Genomic DNA, 18,325 nt, shown 5'->3' with positions numbered 1-18,325 from the left:
GCTCTGAAATGCCCACATTTCTTCGGTCTGGACGGGGACCGCCACAGCACCCAGTGTCCAGGGTGCCCACCAACTGTGTCGAAAGAGGCCGCATGCGCATCGCGATACCGCTGACCGGAACCCGCGGCGATGTCCACCCGATCGTGGGTCTCGGCGTCGAGTTGCAGCGGCGCGGTCACGAGGTGCTGCTGGGCGCGCCACCGAATCTGGTCGACTTCGTCACCGCCGCAGGACTTCCCGCGCAATCCTGCGGACCGGATGTGCAGCACCTCTACAGCTCCGAGGAGGGCCGGCGCGCATTGGCGGCCGGGAATACGCTGCGGCTGATGCAGTTGGTGGGCAAGCAGATGTCGGAGTATGCCGACCGGATGAACCGCGAGGTCATCGAGGTGTGCGCGAAGGCGGATCTGATCGTGGCGACCACGGTCACCGAGGATCGCGGCTTGTCGGTGGCGCAGGCCATGGGGGTGCCGCTGGTCAGCCTGCACTACTATCCCTGCCGGATGAACAGCGCCTATCCGTTCCCGGGATTGCTTCCGGCACAATGGAATCCGCCCGCACCGGCGAACCGGGCCACCTGGCTGCTGGCCGAGAATCTGCGCCGGGTGGTGTTCCTGCGCTATCTCAACCGGTTGCGCGCCACGCTCGGCCTGGGCAAGTCGTACGACTCCCCGGCGGCGGCGCTGGCTCGCACCCGGGTGCCCGAGATTCAGATCTACGATCCGGCGCTGGTACCCGGCTTGGCCGAGCAATGGGACGAGCGCCGCCCGTTCACCGGGTTCCTCACCCTCGACGATGCCACCCGCGCCGCCGTCGGCGAGCTGTCCGGCGATCATGACGACCTGCTGGACTGGATCCGATCCGGCGAGCCCCCGGTCTATTTCGGTTTCGGCAGCATGCCGATCCGCGATGCCGCGGCCGTGTTCGCCATGGCGGAGCGGGTGTCGGCGCGGCTCGGGATCCGCGCGCTGGTCCATGCCGGCTGGAGCGATCTGGATGTGGCGGGCACGGTGACGGGCGAGCGGATCAAGGTGGTCGGCACGGGTTTGGCCTTCGACCGGATCTTCCCGCACTGCGCCGCGGCGGTGCATCACGGCGGTATCGGCACGCTGTTCGAGAGCCTGCGCGCGGGCCTGCCCACGCTGGTGTGCTCGGTGTCGTTCGAGCAGCCCATGTGGGGCGGTCAGGTCGAAAAGCTCGGTGTCGGCGCGCATCTGCCCTTCGCCGAGCTGACCGCCGACCGTCTCGAACACAAACTGGCCCCGCTGCTGAACGACGAACGCCGCACGCGCGTCGGGGAATTCGCGAAGACCCTGCGCACCACCGGGACCGTCGAGCGGGCCGCCGATCTCATCGAGGCCGCCGCGCGGTGACCTCCCCCAGCCTCGCCGCCGTCCGCTACCTGGTCCCCGACACCCTGGTCATGTTCCGGCGGTGCGCCCGGCGCACCCTGCGCAGCACCGACACCCTGGTCATCTCGCTGACCATGCCGATCCTGGTCATGCTCCTGTTCACCTACGTCTTCGGCGGCGCGATCGCGGTCGGCGGCTCCTACCTCGACTACGTGGTCCCCGGAATCATGCTGCTGTGCACCGGTTTCGGCGCGTCCATCACCGCCACCGGCGTGTGCACCGACATGACCAAGGGCAGCGTCGACCGCTTCCGCACCCTGCCCATGTTCCGCCAGGCCCTGGCGGCGGGTCACCTCACCGAGGGTTTCGCCCGCACCATGGCCGCCATCGCCATCGCGGTGGGCGTGGCGGTCGCCCTGGGCTACCGCCCGGGTTCGGGCCCCCTGGGCTGGCTGGCGGCCACCGCGCTCATCTCGCTGTTCGTGGTGGCCATCACCGCCATCGCGGTCGCCCTCGGCCTGGCCGCGAGCAACCCCGAGGCCGCGGGCGGCCTCACCTACGCCATCACTTTCATCCCCTACGTCAGCAGCGCGTTCGTCCCCACCCACACCATGCCCACCTGGCTGCGCACGGTCGCCGACCACCAGCCCGCGACTCCCGTCGTGGACACCATCCGCAGCCTCCTCGACGGCACCCCCGCCGACCGCACCGCCCCCGCCATCCTCTGGTGCACCGTCATAGCCGCAATCGGATTCACCTGCGCCGCCGTCTCTTTCCGCCGCCTCAACTACCGCTGAGCCCCTGCTCGCCGTGCGCGGCCCGTTCGGCCAACTGTCCCTCCGCAACCTGAGCCGGAGTGAATCGCATGAACAGCACGACAATCCCCGCCACCACCGCGATCCCCGCGCAGCAGACGAACGCCAGCCCGTAGCCCTCGGCCAGGCCGTCCCGGGACGCAGCCGCCGCGCCCACCGCGACCAATCCCACGGCACCACCCAGATTCTGAGCAACCTGCGCCAACGCCGACAGCGGCCCGATCTCCCGCGCCCCCACCCCCGCGACGATCGACAGCGTGAGCGGAACGACCGCGAACCCCACCCCGAACCCGACCGCGAGAATCGGCAGCGCGATCCCCGGAAAGTACGCGGGCCGCCCCGATGTGATGGCCGCGGCGTACAGGCAGCCCGCCACGATGACCCCGCCACCCGCGATCACCAGCCAGCGCGGTTGCACCCGCAACGCCAGCCGGGCGGCCGCCGCCGCGGCTCCCGCGAATCCGATCGCGAAGGGAATCACCGCGAATCCGCTCTGCATCGGCGAATACCGCAGTACTCCTTGCAGATACAGCGAGATGAACACCGCCAGGCACATGATCACCCCGCCCGCCAGCACGATGGCGAGCAGTGCCGCGACCCGGCTCGGATTCCCGAACAGCGCGAAAGGCACCAGCGGATTCTCCGCGCGCCGCTCGACCATGACGAACCCGGACAACAACAGCACCGCAACGGCTCCGGGGACGATCACCACCGGGCGCACCCATCCGCCCGGGCCTTCGTTCACCGCGAGAACCAGCAGCGTCACGCCCGTCGTCGCGAGGACGGCACCGGCGATATCGAGCCGACCGCGCTCGCCCCCGGATTCCCGCAGGCACACCAGAGCGCCGAGGGTCACCAGCAGCCCGATCGGAACATTGATCAGAAACACCAGACGCCACGACATTTGGGTGCGCACTCCCCCGGCGATGAGTCCGGCCACCGACCCGATGCCGCTGAGCGCCGCATAGATCGCGAAGGCGTGACTGCGCGCTCTCCCCGGCGTGTAGGTGGTCGCGACCAGCGCCATCGACGTCGGTGCCGCCACCGCCGCCGCCATCCCCTGCAATGCCCGCCCGGCCACCAGACTCACCGGCCCCCAGGCGAGTCCGCACAGCAGTGAGGTGAGGGTGAAGGCGGCGACCCCGGCCACGAATACCCGTCTGCGCCCGAAGGCGTCGCCGAGCCTGCCGCCCAGCAGCATCAGTCCGCCGAAGGCCAGGACGTAGGCGGTGATGATCCAATTCCCGCCCGCCTCGGACAGTCCCAGGCCCTCCCGGATCCGGGGCAGCGCCAGGGCGACGACCGTCCCATCGAGCACCGTGAGCAATTGCAGCCCGCCGAGCACCACGATCGGCAGCCCCCACACGCGATCGGTTCCGGTACTGGTCGGGATATCCGAAGAAACGATCATGACACCCGACGCTACCTCCGTCCCGGAACCTGCCGAGCCGGGCCCTCTCCACTGGATTTCGGCCACGTCTCACGTGCCGGTTGCTACCACGGCCTGTCCGATGAGGGTGAGATAGAGCGTCAAGATGAACAGGACCGCCGGGAGGATGGGGTATTCCTCGTCCTGCGATCGCACGAAACGCAACGCGCCGGAAACCGGAATCACCAATAGCGCCAGGGGGATCCAACCTATCGCGGCGGCGGCACCGTGTCGTTCCCAGGGCTGGGCCAGGGCGATCTCGCAGACCGCGGCGGCCGTCGCGCATCCGAGCGAGGCGGCGGCACTGCCCACCGGACCCAGGGTATTGGAGTAGTACATTTCGCCCGGGCGCGGGAGGCGGGCGGTCTTGCGCGCGAATTCGAATTGCAGGAAAGCGCCCGCGAAGACGATCACGACCCAGGCCACCCGGCCGCGGGCGGCGGCCTCGCCGGTGTCGATGGCCGAGAGCACCACGTAGGCGGTCACCAGCAACTGAACGGGGTAGGTGACCAGCAGGTTCAGCACGATATCGGTGCGAATCGTGGCCGAGAGTCGTTCGAGGGCCCATAGGATCAGCCCGTAGGCGAGCACGGCGGTGATCGCGAGGGCCGAGCGGACCGACAGGGCCAGGCTCCCGGCGATCGAGACGACCGCGATAACGGCCATGGCACTGCGCAATTCGACCGCGCTGACCGCACCGGTGACCAGGGGACGGTCCGGATTGTGGATGCGGTCGTATTCGAGGTCCTTCTGCTCGTCGACCATGCGCAGGTAGAGCAGGACGATCGCGACGACGGCGATGCGGGCCGCGGTCGCGCCGGTCGGATGCCAGCCGGTGTCGGGATCGGTCAGCAGCGCGGCGGTGCCTTCGAGCGCGAAGACCCACAGGATGCCGTACAGCAGATAATGCGGCTTGTACATCACCCGGGTGAATCGCGCTATGCGGCGCACCGAGGTGAAAACTCCGGTGCCGACCGTGTTTTCGGCGAGATCGGTCATCGGGCCGCGCCTTCCGATCCCGGACGCTCCCAGCCGTCCCACCCGGTCAGTTCCGCGGCGGGCGTGCGCCGGACCGGCTTGCCGGAGCCGCCCAGCAGATGCGCGACCGGCAGCATCGCCACCTGACTGACCTCAGCGAACGGAATCCCCAGCAACTCGGCGACCTCACGTTCGTAGGCCAGGTGCGCGGTCGTCATGACCGAGCCCAGTCCCCGTGCGCGCAAGGCCAATTGCAGGTTCCACACGGCCGGATAGATCGACCCGTAGAAGCTGGCCAGCCGCGGCGGCGATGGCTCGGCGGGCGGGCGGCCCAGCGAGCACACCAGGATCAGCGCCGGTACCTCGCCCAAATGGTCGGCGAGATACTGCCCTGAGGCCAGGTCGGCCAGCTGGTCCGGGCGCGGGGTGCGTCCGGACAGGTTGGCGGCGAACCCTTTCCGGTAGTACTCGCCGATCCGCGCCTTGAGTTCGGCGTCGCGGACCACGACGAACCGCCACGGCTGCCGGTTCGAGCCGCTGGGCGCGTGGATCGCGATCTCCAGGCAGGCCCGGATATCCGCATCCGCCACCGGCCGCGACAGATCCAGGTGTTTGCGGACCGCGCGGGTGCCGGTCAGCAGGTCGGTGTTCATCGGCGCGGATCCTCCCGCGAGGAGGCGGCGAATTCGAGGTCGATGCGGGCGGCCACGCCCCCGGCCTGGCGGATCTCGCAGTGCACCACGGTGGTGTCGACGGCGGATTCGGCGCGTTCCGCGACGCAGACGGCGGGCAGGTCGAGTTCCACGAATTGGTCGAAAGCGCTTGTCACGCTCAGCAATCGGCGCAGATCCGGTCCCATGGTGGTCAGCGCGGTCTGTCGGCAGGCCTCGATGAGCAGATTCCCGGGCACGTGATCGAGCTGGTGGTCGAACAGGATCGGATGGGTGGTGTCGGCGATCACCGCGGCGCGGGCCCGCGACGGCGTGGCCTCAGGGACGCCGATCACGACATTGCGCGGGTTCTCCCGGCCCACCAGCGCCGCCGCGGCGCGCGGACCGGCGGAGGCGGGCGTCTCGAAGGGCCCGAGCCCCAGGTGTTTCCGGTAGCCCGCGCGAATGCCCGCCCACTGCCGGGGGTCGACCCAGGAGAACGAGCCGTCCACCGTACCCATGGCGACGCCGCCGCAGGAGATGTCGAGCACCAGATCCAGGCCCTGCAACGCCTCGCCCCGATCGTGCTTGCGCAGCGCCCGCACCCGCAGTTCGAGGTCGGCGGGCGCGAACCCGACTTCCCAAGCGGCGCTCTCGATTCCGCTGCCGTTGAAGGTCCGCACCAGGAACGCCCGGTCGGTGGGCACCTCGTAGAACTCGTGGGTGACCGCGATGGACGCCTGTCGCGCGGCCTCCATGACCGCGATCAGATCGTGGTGATCGGCCAGCGCTCCGGCGTGATCACCGTAATGCCCGTGCATGCGCGGCAATTGGGCCCCGGCCACGAAGCTGTCCTCGCCCTCGGCTGCCAGGGAGGTCACGAAGACCTCCGCGACCGAATGCCGATGCGCCAGGGCGCGGGGAATGGTGCGCAGGTGGGTGGCGCGCACTCCGGGGCGGGCGGGCGGTGCCATGGCTCGTGTCGTGCGCGGGGGCTGTGTGGTCGTCACGGTCTTGCCTCCAGCCAGTCGGTCGCGCCCACGGGCCGCAGCGTCTGCGATCCGGACCCGGTGCGCATGGGAAGAACGTAGGAACCCAGCACGATGAGCGACCACGGGTCGAGGTCGAGGCCGCTGGACCACGCCACGTCCAGAAGCGCGGCCTGGGCGGCGTCGGAGCCGGGTTCGACGGCCGCCATCCGATCATCGAGTGCCCGCAGCGCCGCGGTGTCCAGGCCCGCGGTCAGCCGGGCGACCGCATCTCCCCGTTCGAAGCTGCGCGCCGGAGCCCCGTCGTAGAGTTCGCGCGCCACCGCGGCGGCCGTCGCGGTGGCATCCTTCGCTTCGAGCGCGCGGGCGAAGACCTCGGCGCGGGTGTTCGCGTCGAAGTAGATGGCGAGTTCGCGTAGCACGTCGGCCGGATCATCGGGCGAGTGCACGAGATTCAGCAGGTAGTTGTGCCGACCGAGCAGGTGGCGCAGCTCGCCGGGCCGCCGTTTGCGGGGATCGGTCGCGCCCTTGGCCTCCGCGAGGCGGATCGGGGTCGGCAGCTCGGTCACCGGTCCGCGCACGACGAGCACCAGCACGTCCGAGATGCCGACGAGCAGGTCGGCCAGCAGCCGCCGTTCCGGGGAGGCGATATTCCAGGCGAAGTACCACAGGGCGCGCGCCACATGCCGGTCCACCACCACGCGGCGGGCCGCGACGACCCGGAAGTCGTTGTCGGCCAGCCACGTCAGGGTCGGTTCCACGGCGCGGGCGAGGATGGCGTCGGGCTTGAGCAGCAGCAACGAGTGCTCGGTGGCGAACCGACCGGCGTCGATGCCCAGGCGTGCGGCTTGATCGACGGTTTCCAGCACGTAGGTATCGGCGAGGTAGGCGTCGACCTTGGCCTTGGACGGTGTCAGCTCGGCGAGCAGGGTGCGCAGGTCGTCGTCGCTCATGACCGGTCCCCCGTCCCCGCAAAAGTTGCGCCGATGCCGTTGCGCGCCAGCATTTCCTCGATGGAGGGCAGTGGCGCACCCAGGTACCCGGATTCCAGGCAGTGGTCGAGCAGCACGCGCAGATAGTCCTTCCCGGTGCGCGGCGGCAGCCGGTCGAGCAGGCGGTCGGCGGTGGACGTGTCGAAGCTCAGGCGGCGCTGGAAGTAGCTGGTGTAGAGCGCGCCGATGCGCAGGTAGTACTCGCGCTCGATCGAGTCGAGATCGTCGGCGCGGAAGGAGGATTCGGGTACGAAGGTCGCCACCTCGAAGGAGGGGTATTCGGCCAGCACGTCGGAAACCTCACGCAGCGACAGGGTGTCGCGTCCGACCGCGTGCAGGGTGGCACCGGCGACGCCGTCGAATCCGGTGACCGCCGCGGCGATCACCTCCGCGACGTGATCGACCGGGGCCAGCGCGAGCGTCGCGTCGTAGCGGCCCGGCAGCGTGCGCAGTTTGCCTTCGACCATGAGCTTCACGACGGTGTACAGGTTCTTGTATTCGCGGATCACGCCATCGGCGACCGCGCCGGTGACTATGCCCGGCCGTACGATCGCCCACCGCAAGCCACGCTCGCCCGCAGCCCGGACCAGCTGCTCGGCACGCAGTTTGCTCTGTTCGTAACCGTTTCCGAAGCCTTGACCGGCATCCAGTTCATCCTCGCCGATGACCCCGTGCCGCATGCCGCACACATACGCGGTGCTCACGTGCACCAGCGGCACGTCCCAGGCGAGCGCCAATTCGACCGCGTTGCGCGCGCCGCCCACATTCAGTGCGTCATAGGTTTCGGGCGGAGCGTCGAAGGCCGTGGTGGCCGCGCAGTGCACGATCATGCCCACCCGGTCGGCGAGCTCGGCGGAGACGGCGGGGTCGAGCCCGAATCCTGGCCGCCGGATATTCCCGTTCACCCGATGTTCCGGCGCGTACGGCGTGCCGTCGTTGCGACGGATCTCCGAATTGCTGTGCAGCACGGCCGTTACTGCACGGCCCGCGTCGCCGAGCCGGGCGGCTACCTCCGCGCCGACCAGCCCGCTGGCTCCGGTCAGCAGCACGGCGTGACGTTCACTCATGCGCGCACCTCCAGGGTCCGGGTGATCAGGTCCACGACCTGGCCCACCCGCAGCACGCCCATGAGTTGTTCGGGCCGGTAGCGCGGTAGGTCGAAGCCGCGTTCGAGCACCACGGTCAGTTCCATGAGCCGCAGCGAATCGAAGCCGAGGTCCTCGATCAGCCGCAGCTCGTCGTCGAGCGTGGCGGCCGGGCGGGGGGCCATGGCGGCGACCAGCTGCCGGACGCGTTCGGCCACGGCATCTCGTGCGGCCACGGTGTTCTCGGTGGTCATGACTGCTCGCTCTCTCGCAGGTGCGGCTGCTGGCCGCCGCTGGCCAGCAGGTCCCGGGCCTCGTCCAGGGGCAACGAGGCGTCCAGGTACCCGGCCAGCCGCAGCCAGTCGTAGCCGAGGGTGAGGGTCCGCTGCCATTGCTCGCGGGAGTCGAAGGAGGCCGGGAACTCCCGGCCCGCACCCGCGACGGCGGTCAGGCGGCGCACCGCGGTGACAACGGTGTCGACGGTGGCAAGATCGTCGAGCGCGTCGCCGCCGTTTCGCAGCGTCCGCGAGAATCGCACGCGGACAGCCGATTCCAGCGCCGCGATCAGCCCGTCGCGATCCGGTGCGGAACCGGGCAGCAGCCGCGCGACGGTGCCGACCGGATCCACGTCGGCGGGCAGCGGATGAATTCCGAACGCGCTCAGCAACACTCGCACGCTCATGGCGACGAGCCGGTGCGCCGCGATGTCGGCCACCCCGCCCTGCCCGTCCTTCACGGCCCCGACCAGGTCCTCGCGCGCGTTCTCCAGCACCACGTTGGACCACACCAGATTCAACCCGCAGCCGATGAACCGCCCGGCGGGCAAGGGCGAGAGCGTGGCGATGCCCTCGCCGCCCGCCGCGCCGGTGAGGCCGAGCGCGGGTGTGGTCACCGCGGGCACCGGCGTATAGGGCTGCACCGGCTTGCACATGGCCAGCGCCGGTTCCAGCACCTCCCCGCCCCGCCACTGCAATCCCACCAGCCCCAACCGCACGAACTCGGCGAGCTCGGCCCCGATATCGCCGCTCGCCCGCGCCACGACATCCCGGATCGACTGCCGGAACACCACCGATCGCCAAGCCCGCGCCCCCTGCTCGGAGAGCACGAAAACCTCACCGCCCGAGCGCAGTACGTGCAGCCGTCCCGCCAGCGGCCAGGTCGTCACCCCGGCCTGCCGGGTGAAGATCACCGCATGCGGATCGTCCTCGACCCCGTCGACCCCGAGCTCGGTGGCCAACTCCAGCAGTGCCGACCAGCGCGGGACGCGCTTCGCCCCGAAGATCGCGCCCACCGAATCGTCCCGGTCTGCCGCCGATTCGGCCGCATCGGGAACGGAATCCACTGTGGTGGAATAGGTTCCCGCAGGGTGTTCACCGGATTCGGCTCCCCCGTGAGGCTCGACCCCCGTGTCCGTTTGATCGGGCGTCGCCTCGGTCAGTGCGCGGTACCGCTCGATCAGTGAGTCCGGCTCGACCCGGGCCAGTTGCCGGGGCAGCCATTTGGTTTCGAGGTAGGTTTCGCCGCGGTGAGCGAGCCGGCCCTTCACGGCCTGGAGCAGGCCGTCCTCGGCCCAGGCGAGGGCTTCGGTGTGGGAGCCGAAGGCGCGCAGGGCGATCGCGTAACGCAGGGCGTGGCGGGCGCGAGCGGTCCACCAGGCACCCAGGCGGGCGGCGAAGGCGTCGTCGGGAACGAGGGCACGCAGCTCGTGCAGGTCCACCGTGCCGGGTACCAGGACCGTGGCCCGCAGGAAACGCTGGCAGCGGTTGAGCACGTCCTCGTCGGGCGCGGCGAGGACCTGTTCGAATTGACGCCGGATCTGGGCGGCCGAGCGGGTGCGCACCTCCACCCGGCGGCCGTCGAGGAACAGGAGGGTCGGCAGGGTCGGCAGTTCGCCGGAACCGGGTGCCACCACGAGGAAATCGATGTCGGAGCCCGCGTTGCCGAAGCCCTCGGCCAGCGAGCCTTCGAACAGCACCGCCGCGTCGGCGGGGACCGTCACCGTCTCGAGTGCGGCGTCCAGCAGCCGCTTCAGCCGATCCGCCGGCAGGCCGGGTGTCCGGACCGCGGTTTCGGGCTCGTCCTCGGCGGAGTGGACCACCGCGCCCGCGAGCTTGCTGTCACGCAGCTGCTGCCACATGTGCCGACGCCGGGGCTTGCCGCTGGAGGTGCGCCGGATGAGACCGCGCGGTCCGGTGACGATGTGCACCGTCTGCGCGGGTCCGAGGTGGCCGCCAATGATGGCTCGGGCCTCGGCGATCCAGTCCCCCGCCGCGGTCTCGGCGAACAGCACGACACCCTGCTCACCGGCATCGGAGAAGCCGACGGCGGCCAGCTTGCCCTTGGTGAGCCCGGTTTCCTGGGCGACACGGGATTCGATGTCCTCCATGAATACCGAGCGACCCCGCACCTTGAGGCTGGTGCCCATGCGGCCGAGCACGAAAACCTCTCCCCGGTAGAGGAATCCGGCATCACCGGAATACAGGCGGCCGTTCTCGATCCGGGTGGAGGAGGTCGCGCTCGGCGTGCCGGAATAGCCCAGCGCCACCGAGTCCCCGGTCACGACCATCTCGCCGAGCACGCCGTCGGGCAGTTCGCGCCCCTCGTCGTCGACCACGGTCACCGTCGATTCGGGGGTGGAGAAGCCGAGCCCGGTGATCCAGCCCGCGCCTTCCACTCGGTGGGCGTCGTCGAGGAATGCTTCCTCGAGCACCGGAACCGGTTCCCCGAAGCGCAGATTCGGGTTGTCCAGGCGCAGCGCGGTGATCGGGCGGCGGGTCGGCGAGGAGGTCACCATGAGCGTCGCTTCGGCCAGGCCGTAGGCGAGGGTGCACGAACCCATCGAGAAGCCCTGCGGCCCCGTCAGTTTCACGAAGGACTGAAGATCGGCGACCTCCACCGGTTCCGAGCCGATGGCCAGGGTGCGCCAGCCCGACAGGTCCAGGTCGGCGATGTCCTCGGGCCGCACCCGGTGCGCCACGTAGCCGAGCGCGAACGACGGCGAGGGCGCGTGCTGGGCGTGGGTCATGGCCCGCAGCCAGCGAATCGGGTCGCGCACGAACTGGTCCGGGCGCATGAGATACAGCGGCGCCTGGTTGGTGACCGCGGTCAGGAACGCGCCCACCAGGCCCATATCGTGGTAGAGCGGCAGCCAGGACACCATGGTCTCGCCCGCCCGCCAGTCGATGAGCCGGGCGATCATGTCGATATTGTTGGCCAGGTTGCCCCAGCTCACCCGCACACCGCGCGGCGAGCCGGAGGAACCCGAAGTGAATTGCAGCAGGGCGACTTCCGCGACCGGGGCGAGTTCCCGCACGGCGGGGGCGGGCGGCAGGGTGGCGGCATCGACCACCACAGGTTCGTCGGTGCGCCCGGCCGCGACGGCCGCGGCGCGCACGAAGGTCTCGAACTCCGGGGAGGTCACCACCAGCCGGGGCGCGGCCTGCTCCAGGATGCCCGCGATGTGCGCCACGATCTGCTCGAGATCGCCGAACATGGGCGGGGCGACCGGCGTGAACACGCCGCCGCACGCCCAGACGGCGTAGAACGCCGACACACAGGGAAATCCGGTCGGCATGATGACGCACGCGCCGTCGCCGCTGCCGAGCCCGCCCGCGCGCAGCAGCGCCGCGATGGACCACACCTGGTCGGCCAGTTCGCGATAGCCGCGGAACTCCCAGCCGTCGGCCTCGTCGGCGAGCTGGATGCCGCTGTCCGCGGACGGCTCGATCCGCCAATGTCGCACGGCCGCTTCGGCGTTCACAAGGTCGATCACAGTTCTCCTTCGGGAAGCACGGTGACGGTGCCGGCGGCCCCATCGACTCGGACGCGCATGCCGGTACGCAGTTGGCGGGTCACGCCGGGCAGTTGGACCACTGTCGGCACGCCCAGCTCGCGCGCCACGATGGCCACGTGGGTGAGCGGGCTGCCGCGCTCGATGACCAGCGCCGACGCCGACGGCAGGGCGGCCACCCAGCCCGGATCGGTGCGATAGGCGATGAGAATGCCGCCCGCGACGTCGCGGGGCTCGCCCACCACGACGGCGGTGCCCTCGACAATGCCCGCGGCCGAGGGTGTTCCGGCCAGGACGGTTCCCGCGGCGGCGGCCTCGGTGGCGGTGCGCGGCACCCAGCCCTGGGCGCTCAGCTCGGCATTGCCGAGGCGGGGGCCGACGGTGCGGAAGCGGGCGGGAGCGACCAGCACGGAGTCCTTGGCGCGCAAGGATTTCCGGGCCGCTACCACCTCGCGCAGCGATGCGGTGGACTCGCCCTCGTAGCAGCCGCGCAACTCGGTGACGGTCAGCTGGAACACGTCGTCGAACTCGTCGAGGACGTCGCGGGCCACCAGGTCCCGGCCCATCACCCGGATCATGCGTTTGACCATGCCGAAGGCGCGGGTACGGCAGAACCGCAGTCTTTCCCGGTGCGCGGCGCACCGATCGACCCTGGCGCGCAGGCGTTCATAGACGCGTCGCCGCACCCCGTGGCCGAGGTGTTCGTCGAGATAGGCGTCGGCTTCCCCGGCCCGGTCGGCCGCGACGGTGTCGGCGACCCGGCCGACGGCGCTGCGCAGCATGACGAACAGGTTGGCCGGATTCTCCCGCAGATCCGGTGTCTCCAGCTTGAGTTCGTCGAGGCTGCGATAGCCGTAGCGGTCCAGATAGTCGTCGATGGCCGTCAGGAACTCGGTGCGCCCCGCGGCCCGCAGCGCGTCGTGGATCTGCTCCGGCGCAGTGGAATTGATGATCTCGCCGAGTTCCGGATCCGCGCGCACGGCCCGCGCCAGCTCGATCATGGCGCGCGCCGGTTCCGCGGACTCCACATCCGCGCCCGGGCCGACCACGGCGTAGAGGAACCATTCCGGAGCCTTGGGCAGCAGCAGCTTGGTGAGCAGGAACATCAGGCCGGTGGTGGTCAGCAGGATGGCGTCGAGCACCATGAGCGGCCCCCAGCGCTCGACCAGGTCGCGGTCCACCGTGCGATAGGCCCGATAGGCCCGCTCGCCGGTCAGGGCGGTGTAGTCCAGGGCGTCGTATTCGTCGTAGACGCGGTAGAACTCGCGGGCGAAGTCCGCCATCATCGCGTCGATGCCGAACAGTCGCCGCACGTAGACCGCCGTGGTCACCGCCCGCGACCGGATCCGGGCCGCCGGTGTATCGAACTCGAACGGGCGCAACGTCTTCGCGATATCCGAGGGCAGGGGTTCGGCCACGCCGAGCGCGGCCTCGAGCACCCGCCGGTTGAGCGGGTATCCGGGCGCGATGCCGACCATGCGATACCAGTGCAGCAGGTTGTAGTAGACGCGACCGTGGAAGGTGCCCAGCAGCACCGGCGTCCACGCGTCGGTCTGGCGCAGCTGCTGCTGCGGGACCCGCAGGGAGGCGGCGTAACCGCGGTACACGCGGCCGTAGATGTCGGCCGCGGTGGTGAAGGTCAGCGGGGAGGTGATGCCGCTGAAGCTCTCGATAATGTTGGAGTTGTCCCAGATCCGCGCCTCGTCCGGGCCCACTCGTTCGCCCGCGCCGCGCAATTCGACCGAGCGCGCGGCCACCGCCGCTGCGGCGGCGGTGATCGGGCGGGTCTGCAACAACCACACACCCGTGTCGTCGATGGCCCATTCGATGTCCTGCGCTGTGCCACCGCCGATTTCGATCTTCCTGGAGAGCTCCGCCAGCTCGGCCACTTCGGCATCGGCCAGCACCCGGGTACCGCGCTCGTCCTCGGCCACCGCGACCGCCGAGCAGCCCTGCCCATCGGTGATGTCGAACCGGATATCATTGTCCCCCAGCGTGATATCGAGCAGTTCACCGGTGTCCTTGTCGAGGATCAGCGAGTCGGCGTCGACCGCGCCGGACACCAGGCCCTCCCCCAGCCCGTAGACGGCGCTGATCACCAGCTCGTCGGCCGCGCCGGTCATCGGATTCCGGGTGAACACCACGCCACTGGATCGCGCGATGATCAATTTCTGCAACACCACCGCCGGTGCGAAGGTGCGAGAAATGCCGTGCGCGAACGCATATCGCACCGCACGCTCGGAGAACGCGGAGGCCCAGCAGTCCCGCACCCGCTCGACCACCGCGTCGGCCCCGCGCACATTCAGGTGGCTGTCGAACTGCCCGGCGAAGGAATGCTCCGCCCCGTCCTCGGCCGACATCGACGACCGCACCGCGATCGCGCCCGACCCTGCGTGATCTCCGCCCGGATGACCTCGGGCACCTCCGCCTTCGCCAGCGCAGCGCGCAGTTCACCCGCCCGCCCCAGCGCCGCGTCGATCTCGTCCAGCGCGGCGAACTCCCGCAACCCCGCCGTCAGGCCCGCCGCCTCGGCGAACTCCTCGAAGACCCCCGTCCCGAGCACCGCCCACTCCGGTACCCGCACCCCCAGTTCCCCCAGCGCATACAGCCCCCGCGCCTTCCCACCTCCATACGCGGCGATATCCACCGAATCCGACCAAGGGCCGAGCAACCGCACAACCTCTCCCATCCCCCTGAGGTCAGCCGCATCACAGCAGACGCCGGAGCAAGATCAGGGGTGTTACTCTGGGTAATCCACGTTTCAAACGTGCGCCAGCCCAAGCTTCTTGGGTCTGCCTAACCCCGGCCCGGTCGTAGAGTATCTGCGAGGCGAAACTCGCACCGTGCTGTGCACATTCCGGGTGGCGCACGGCGCGAAGTGCGGAAATCGGCTGCGGCGCGGCTATTCGGGCGGCCGCCAGCTCAGCACCGGACCCAGTCCGCGCAGCATGGCCGAGGCTGGCGAGATTCGTATCACGTTGTCGCGCAGCAGAGTTGCCGGTGTCGATGACCATTGACCGACGGCGCCGATCAGGCGGGAGCGGCGCACGATTTCGGTGGCGCGGGGCGACGCAGGCGATCGTAGGTCGCGAGCGCCTCGGGCACCGGTTCCCGATCGAGTACGACGGCGAGGGTGACCGCGTCCTCCAGGGCCTGATTCGCACCCTGGCCGAGGTTCGGGGTCATGGCGTGCGCGGCATCGCCGAGCAGCGCCACCCGGCCGCGGGTGAAGGTGCCCAGGGGTGGCAGGTCGTAGATGTCGTGGTGCAGGACCGTCGCGGGATCGACGCGGGCGAGGACTTCGGGAATCGGTGCGGCCCAGTGCCCGAATCGGCGCCGTACCTCGTCGAATTCGCGTCCCGGATGCCGTTGCCCCTCGGGAGCGTTGGCCACCCCGAACAGGTAGGCGCAGCCGTCGCGCAGCGGGACCACGCCGAAACGCTCTCCGCTGCCCCAGGTTTCGCTTCCCGACGGAACGAAATCCAAGGGGCCGGTGATCATCCGCCAGGCGGTGTACCCGGAGTATCGCGGTCCGCGCGCGGCGGGCCACAGGGCCGAGCGCACCACGCTGCGGATACCGTCGGCCCCGACCACCAGATCCGCTTCCGACGCACCCTCGCTGTGCTCCACCCGCACACCGGATCCGGTCGCTTCGACACCGGTCACCGTGACGCCCGGGCGCAGCGCACTCGCGCCCGGCACACCCGACAGGATCGAGAACAGGTCGGTTCGCCGCACCGCGACCAGTGGCCCGAACCGGCGGGCGAGTTCACCGGTATCGGTCTTCGACAGCCACCGCCCGGCCCGATCACGAATCCCGCCCTCGGTCTCCACCAGCCCGGCCGCCCGCACCGCGCCTCCGACCCCGAGCGCATCCAGCGCACGGATCCCATTGGCCCACAGCGAGATACCCGACCCGGCCTCACCGATCTCGGCGGCCCGCTCCAGCACCTCGACCCGCCACCCGCGCCCGGTCAATGCGATAGCGGTGGCCAATCCACCGATACCGCCCCCGACCACGATCGCCTTCCCACGGTCACCCATGACAACCCTCCACTACATCTGTAGTTACCATCGACTACAGTTGTAGTGCCACCGTCCGGAGAAAGGGAAGACATGGTGACCGACACCGCAGACCGCCGCACCCGGCTGGCCGACGCCGCAATCGAAACCCTCGCCACCGCGGGCCAGCGCGGCCTCACCCATCGTTCCGTGGACCAGGCCGCCAACCTCCCGGAAGGCTCCTGCTCCAACCACTTCCGCACCCGCGAATCCCTGCTGGAAGCCGCCGTCGCCCGCCTCGCCGAGCACGACGCCCGCGAACTCGCCCTGCTCCCGACCGAGGCCCGCGACCCCGACGAACTGGCCCGCCTGATCACCGATCTCATCGCCAAGTGGACCACGGTCGACCGCACCCGCATGCTCGCCCGCTACGAACTGGCCCTCGAATCGACCCGCCGCCCCAAACTCCGAAAAGCCCTGCGCGACAGCGGCCTCCGCCTCCGCACCACCGCCGCCGACCTGCTGTCCACCCTCGGCGCCCCCGACCCGGCCGCCCGCGCCCACGCCCTCGTGGCCTGCATCGACGGCCTCATCTTCGACCGCCTCGCCGGCGCGGGCGAACCCGGCACCGAGCAGATCTACGAGGCCGTGCGCATTCTCCTGCGCGGCTATCTGCCCTGATCACCGCCGCGCGCGGACGGTCGCTCCGGCGGACGCACCGCCAGCAGGCCCCGCGCGAGGGCGGCGGTGACCGCGGCCGTGCGGTCGGTGACGGCGAGTTTGACGAACGCGCGTTGCAGATGGATCTTCACGGTCGCCTCACCGATATGGAGCACGAGACCGATTTCGGTGTCGGTCAGACCGCGTGCGACATGCCCGAGGACTTCCGTCTCACGGGCCGACAGTGCCACCTGCGGGTCGCGGTCGCGGCGGCGGAGGCGGGCGCTGACGGCGGGGGCCAGGACGGTTTCGCCGCGGGCGGCGGCGCGGACGGCGGCGGCCAGCTCGGTTCGAGAGCTGTCCTCGAGCAGGTAGCCGCAGGCTCCGGCCTCCACGGCGCGCACGATGTCGGTGTCGGTTTCGTAGGTGGTGACCACGACGACGCGGGTGGCGGGGCAGGCGGCGAGGATGCGTTCAGTGGCCGCGGGGCCGTCGATTTCGGGCATGCGCAGGTCCATCAGCACCACGTCGGGGCGCAGGGCGGTGGCCACCGTTATCGCCTCCGCGCCGCCGGCCGCCTCGCCGATGACGGTGAGATCCGGCTCCCGCGAGAGCATTCCGCGCATGCCCTCCGTGACCACGGGGTGGTCGTCGACGAGCAGGACGGTGATCACGCCGGGACCTCGATCTCGACGCGGGTGCCCGCTATTGCGACGCGTGCCGAGCCAGGAATTTGAGCGCCAGTTCGGCCACCCGATCCGGCAATTCGGCGTGGGGGTAATGCCCGGCACCCGCCGCGAGCTCGACCCTGCCCAGCCCCTTCGGCATGAGGGCGACGATCGCCTCGCCCTCGGCCCGCGGATCCGCGAAGTCGGGATCCTCGGTACCCATGATCACCAGTGCCGGGCAGCCGATGTTCGGAAGCTGCGCACCGGCATCGGCCGGATTCGAGTCGACCTTCATGAACTCCTCGAAACGGCCTGCCGCACGCGGATTCCGGGCGAGATCGGCCACGTATTCGTCGTAGTCGGCCGGCTTGATCGGGTAGGCGAGGTCGAGATACTTCAGCCACAGCGCGAGACTGCGCAAGACCATCAACCCGATGAGCAGCGATTGGCCGCGACGATAGCGCCCCTGGGTGAAAAACGCTCCCACCGAAAAGGATTGAACCCGCGTGAACGGATTCAACTCGATGACGCCCCGCACCAGTTCCGGCCCACGGGCAGCGGCGATGGTGGCCGCACCACCCGAAATCGAGTGCCCCACAACGACCGCGGGCCCACCCAGCTCCCCGATCAGCGCGAGAATATCGCCCGCGATATCGGTACGAGTGATCTTCGTACCCCCATCGTGCGAGGTCCAGCTCATACTGGATTCTCCGTGCCCCCGAATATCCATGTTCGCCACCCGATACCCGGCCTCGACCAGCCTGGGCACCAGAAACCTATAGGCCCGCCGATGGTCCCCCATCCCGTGCGAAAGCACCACCAGCGGCCCGGATCCGGTTACGTCATAAGCGATTCGCCCACCGGCGTGGTGCAGAAACTCGGTCATGACGCCGACGCTATGTCCGCATCCCGAGC

Annotated in this window: 16 protein-coding genes; 3 read left to right on the top strand and 13 right to left on the bottom strand. The window is 69.9% G+C overall.

What is annotated here, in order from left to right:
• Positions 1–92 precede the first annotated feature (92 nt).
• Together NS2_RS02000 and NS2_RS01995 are read left to right on the top strand one after the other, a co-directional pair.
• Positions 93–1,373 (top strand): glycosyltransferase, encoded by a 1,281-nt coding sequence (locus tag NS2_RS02000; RefSeq protein ID WP_033085276.1) that lies wholly within the window; start codon positions 93–95, stop codon positions 1,371–1,373.
• A complete protein-coding gene (locus tag NS2_RS01995) occupies positions 1,370–2,149 on the top strand; it encodes an ABC transporter permease (protein WP_228102768.1) in 780 nt (259 codons plus the stop codon). The genes NS2_RS02000 and NS2_RS01995 overlap by 4 nt, the downstream gene beginning before the upstream one ends.
• Here the strand turns inward: NS2_RS01995 and NS2_RS01990 are convergent.
• The 11 genes from NS2_RS01990 to NS2_RS01945 all read right to left on the bottom strand — a co-directional run bounded on the left by NS2_RS01990 (position 2,136) and on the right by NS2_RS01945 (position 16,124).
• Positions 2,136–3,578, bottom strand: coding sequence for an MFS transporter (locus NS2_RS01990; protein WP_045436013.1), 1,443 nt, complete (start codon positions 3,576–3,578; stop codon positions 2,136–2,138). The genes NS2_RS01995 and NS2_RS01990 overlap by 14 nt on opposite strands.
• A 69-nt stretch (positions 3,579–3,647) precedes the next feature.
• The gene (locus NS2_RS01985; protein WP_033085277.1) at positions 3,648–4,595 is read right to left on the bottom strand and encodes a UbiA prenyltransferase family protein; all 948 of its coding nucleotides are present in this window, start codon (positions 4,593–4,595) and stop codon (positions 3,648–3,650) included.
• Positions 4,592–5,227: a nitroreductase family protein gene (locus NS2_RS01980; RefSeq protein ID WP_033085278.1), complete on the bottom strand. Its 636-nt coding sequence runs from the start codon at positions 5,225–5,227 to the stop codon at positions 4,592–4,594. The genes NS2_RS01985 and NS2_RS01980 overlap by 4 nt, the downstream gene beginning before the upstream one ends.
• The gene (locus NS2_RS01975) at positions 5,224–6,234 is read right to left on the bottom strand and encodes a ScbA/BarX family gamma-butyrolactone biosynthesis protein (protein ID WP_228102767.1); all 1,011 of its coding nucleotides are present in this window, start codon (positions 6,232–6,234) and stop codon (positions 5,224–5,226) included. The genes NS2_RS01980 and NS2_RS01975 overlap by 4 nt, the downstream gene beginning before the upstream one ends.
• The gene (locus NS2_RS01970; RefSeq protein WP_033085280.1) at positions 6,231–7,166 is read right to left on the bottom strand and encodes a nucleoside-diphosphate kinase; all 936 of its coding nucleotides are present in this window, start codon (positions 7,164–7,166) and stop codon (positions 6,231–6,233) included. Before NS2_RS01970 ends, NS2_RS01975 begins: the two co-directional genes overlap by 4 nt.
• A complete protein-coding gene (locus tag NS2_RS01965; RefSeq protein WP_033085281.1) occupies positions 7,163–8,272 on the bottom strand; it encodes an SDR family oxidoreductase in 1,110 nt (369 codons plus the stop codon). Before NS2_RS01965 ends, NS2_RS01970 begins: the two co-directional genes overlap by 4 nt.
• On the bottom strand, positions 8,269–8,544 hold the full coding sequence (locus NS2_RS01960) for an acyl carrier protein (protein WP_045436010.1): 276 nt from the start codon (positions 8,542–8,544) through the stop codon (positions 8,269–8,271). Before NS2_RS01960 ends, NS2_RS01965 begins: the two co-directional genes overlap by 4 nt.
• On the bottom strand, positions 8,541–12,062 hold the full coding sequence (locus tag NS2_RS01955) for an AMP-binding protein (protein WP_033085282.1): 3,522 nt from the start codon (positions 12,060–12,062) through the stop codon (positions 8,541–8,543). The genes NS2_RS01960 and NS2_RS01955 overlap by 4 nt, the downstream gene beginning before the upstream one ends.
• The gene (locus NS2_RS01950) at positions 12,059–14,440 is read right to left on the bottom strand and encodes a phosphoenolpyruvate synthase (protein WP_253251218.1); all 2,382 of its coding nucleotides are present in this window, start codon (positions 14,438–14,440) and stop codon (positions 12,059–12,061) included. Before NS2_RS01950 ends, NS2_RS01955 begins: the two co-directional genes overlap by 4 nt.
• A complete protein-coding gene (locus NS2_RS37100) occupies positions 14,383–14,769 on the bottom strand; it encodes a PEP/pyruvate-binding domain-containing protein (RefSeq protein ID WP_071811924.1) in 387 nt (128 codons plus the stop codon). Before NS2_RS37100 ends, NS2_RS01950 begins: the two co-directional genes overlap by 58 nt.
• 341 nt (positions 14,770–15,110) lie before the next feature.
• A complete protein-coding gene (locus tag NS2_RS01945; protein WP_228102765.1) occupies positions 15,111–16,124 on the bottom strand; it encodes an FAD-dependent monooxygenase in 1,014 nt (337 codons plus the stop codon).
• 75 nt (positions 16,125–16,199) lie between these two features.
• Between NS2_RS01945 and NS2_RS01940 the strand changes: the two genes are divergently transcribed.
• Entirely contained in the window at positions 16,200–16,763 is a 564-nt protein-coding gene (locus NS2_RS01940; protein ID WP_158544027.1) for a TetR/AcrR family transcriptional regulator, read from the top strand.
• Here the strand turns inward: NS2_RS01940 and NS2_RS01935 are convergent.
• A complete protein-coding gene (locus NS2_RS01935; protein WP_045436007.1) occupies positions 16,751–17,416 on the bottom strand; it encodes a response regulator in 666 nt (221 codons plus the stop codon). The genes NS2_RS01940 and NS2_RS01935 overlap by 13 nt on opposite strands.
• A 31-nt stretch (positions 17,417–17,447) precedes the next feature.
• Positions 17,448–18,296 carry an alpha/beta fold hydrolase gene (locus NS2_RS01930; protein WP_033085284.1) on the bottom strand — a complete coding sequence of 283 codons (849 nt, stop codon included), beginning with the start codon at positions 18,294–18,296 and terminating at the stop codon, positions 17,448–17,450.
• Positions 18,297–18,325: the final 29 nt, after the last annotated feature.

The sequence above is a fragment of the Nocardia seriolae NBRC 15557 genome, from assembly GCF_007990715.1.
Lineage (GTDB): Bacteria > Actinomycetota > Actinomycetes > Mycobacteriales > Mycobacteriaceae > Nocardia > Nocardia seriolae.
This window is presented reverse-complemented; position numbering and strand designations above follow the sequence as displayed.

What these genes read in the sequence shown, in the direction of transcription:
- NS2_RS02000 (WP_033085276.1), top strand. Translation starts at nt 93, where the DNA reads ATGCGCATCGCGATACCGCTGACCGGAACCCGCGGCGATGTCCACCCG.
- NS2_RS01990 (WP_045436013.1), bottom strand. Translation starts at nt 3,578, where the DNA reads ATGATCGTTTCTTCGGATATCCCGACCAGTACCGGAACCGATCGCGTG.
- NS2_RS01985 (WP_033085277.1), bottom strand. Translation starts at nt 4,595, where the DNA reads ATGACCGATCTCGCCGAAAACACGGTCGGCACCGGAGTTTTCACCTCG.
- NS2_RS01980 (WP_033085278.1), bottom strand. Translation starts at nt 5,227, where the DNA reads ATGAACACCGACCTGCTGACCGGCACCCGCGCGGTCCGCAAACACCTG.
- NS2_RS01970 (WP_033085280.1), bottom strand. Translation starts at nt 7,166, where the DNA reads ATGAGCGACGACGACCTGCGCACCCTGCTCGCCGAGCTGACACCGTCC.
- NS2_RS01965 (WP_033085281.1), bottom strand. Translation starts at nt 8,272, where the DNA reads ATGAGTGAACGTCACGCCGTGCTGCTGACCGGAGCCAGCGGGCTGGTC.
- NS2_RS01960 (WP_045436010.1), bottom strand. Translation starts at nt 8,544, where the DNA reads ATGACCACCGAGAACACCGTGGCCGCACGAGATGCCGTGGCCGAACGC.
- NS2_RS01950 (WP_253251218.1), bottom strand. Translation starts at nt 14,440, where the DNA reads ATGTCGGCCGAGGACGGGGCGGAGCATTCCTTCGCCGGGCAGTTCGAC.
- NS2_RS37100 (WP_071811924.1), bottom strand. Translation starts at nt 14,769, where the DNA reads ATGGGAGAGGTTGTGCGGTTGCTCGGCCCTTGGTCGGATTCGGTGGAT.
- NS2_RS01945 (WP_228102765.1), bottom strand. Translation starts at nt 16,124, where the DNA reads ATGGGTGACCGTGGGAAGGCGATCGTGGTCGGGGGCGGTATCGGTGGA.
- NS2_RS01930 (WP_033085284.1), bottom strand. Translation starts at nt 18,296, where the DNA reads ATGACCGAGTTTCTGCACCACGCCGGTGGGCGAATCGCTTATGACGTA.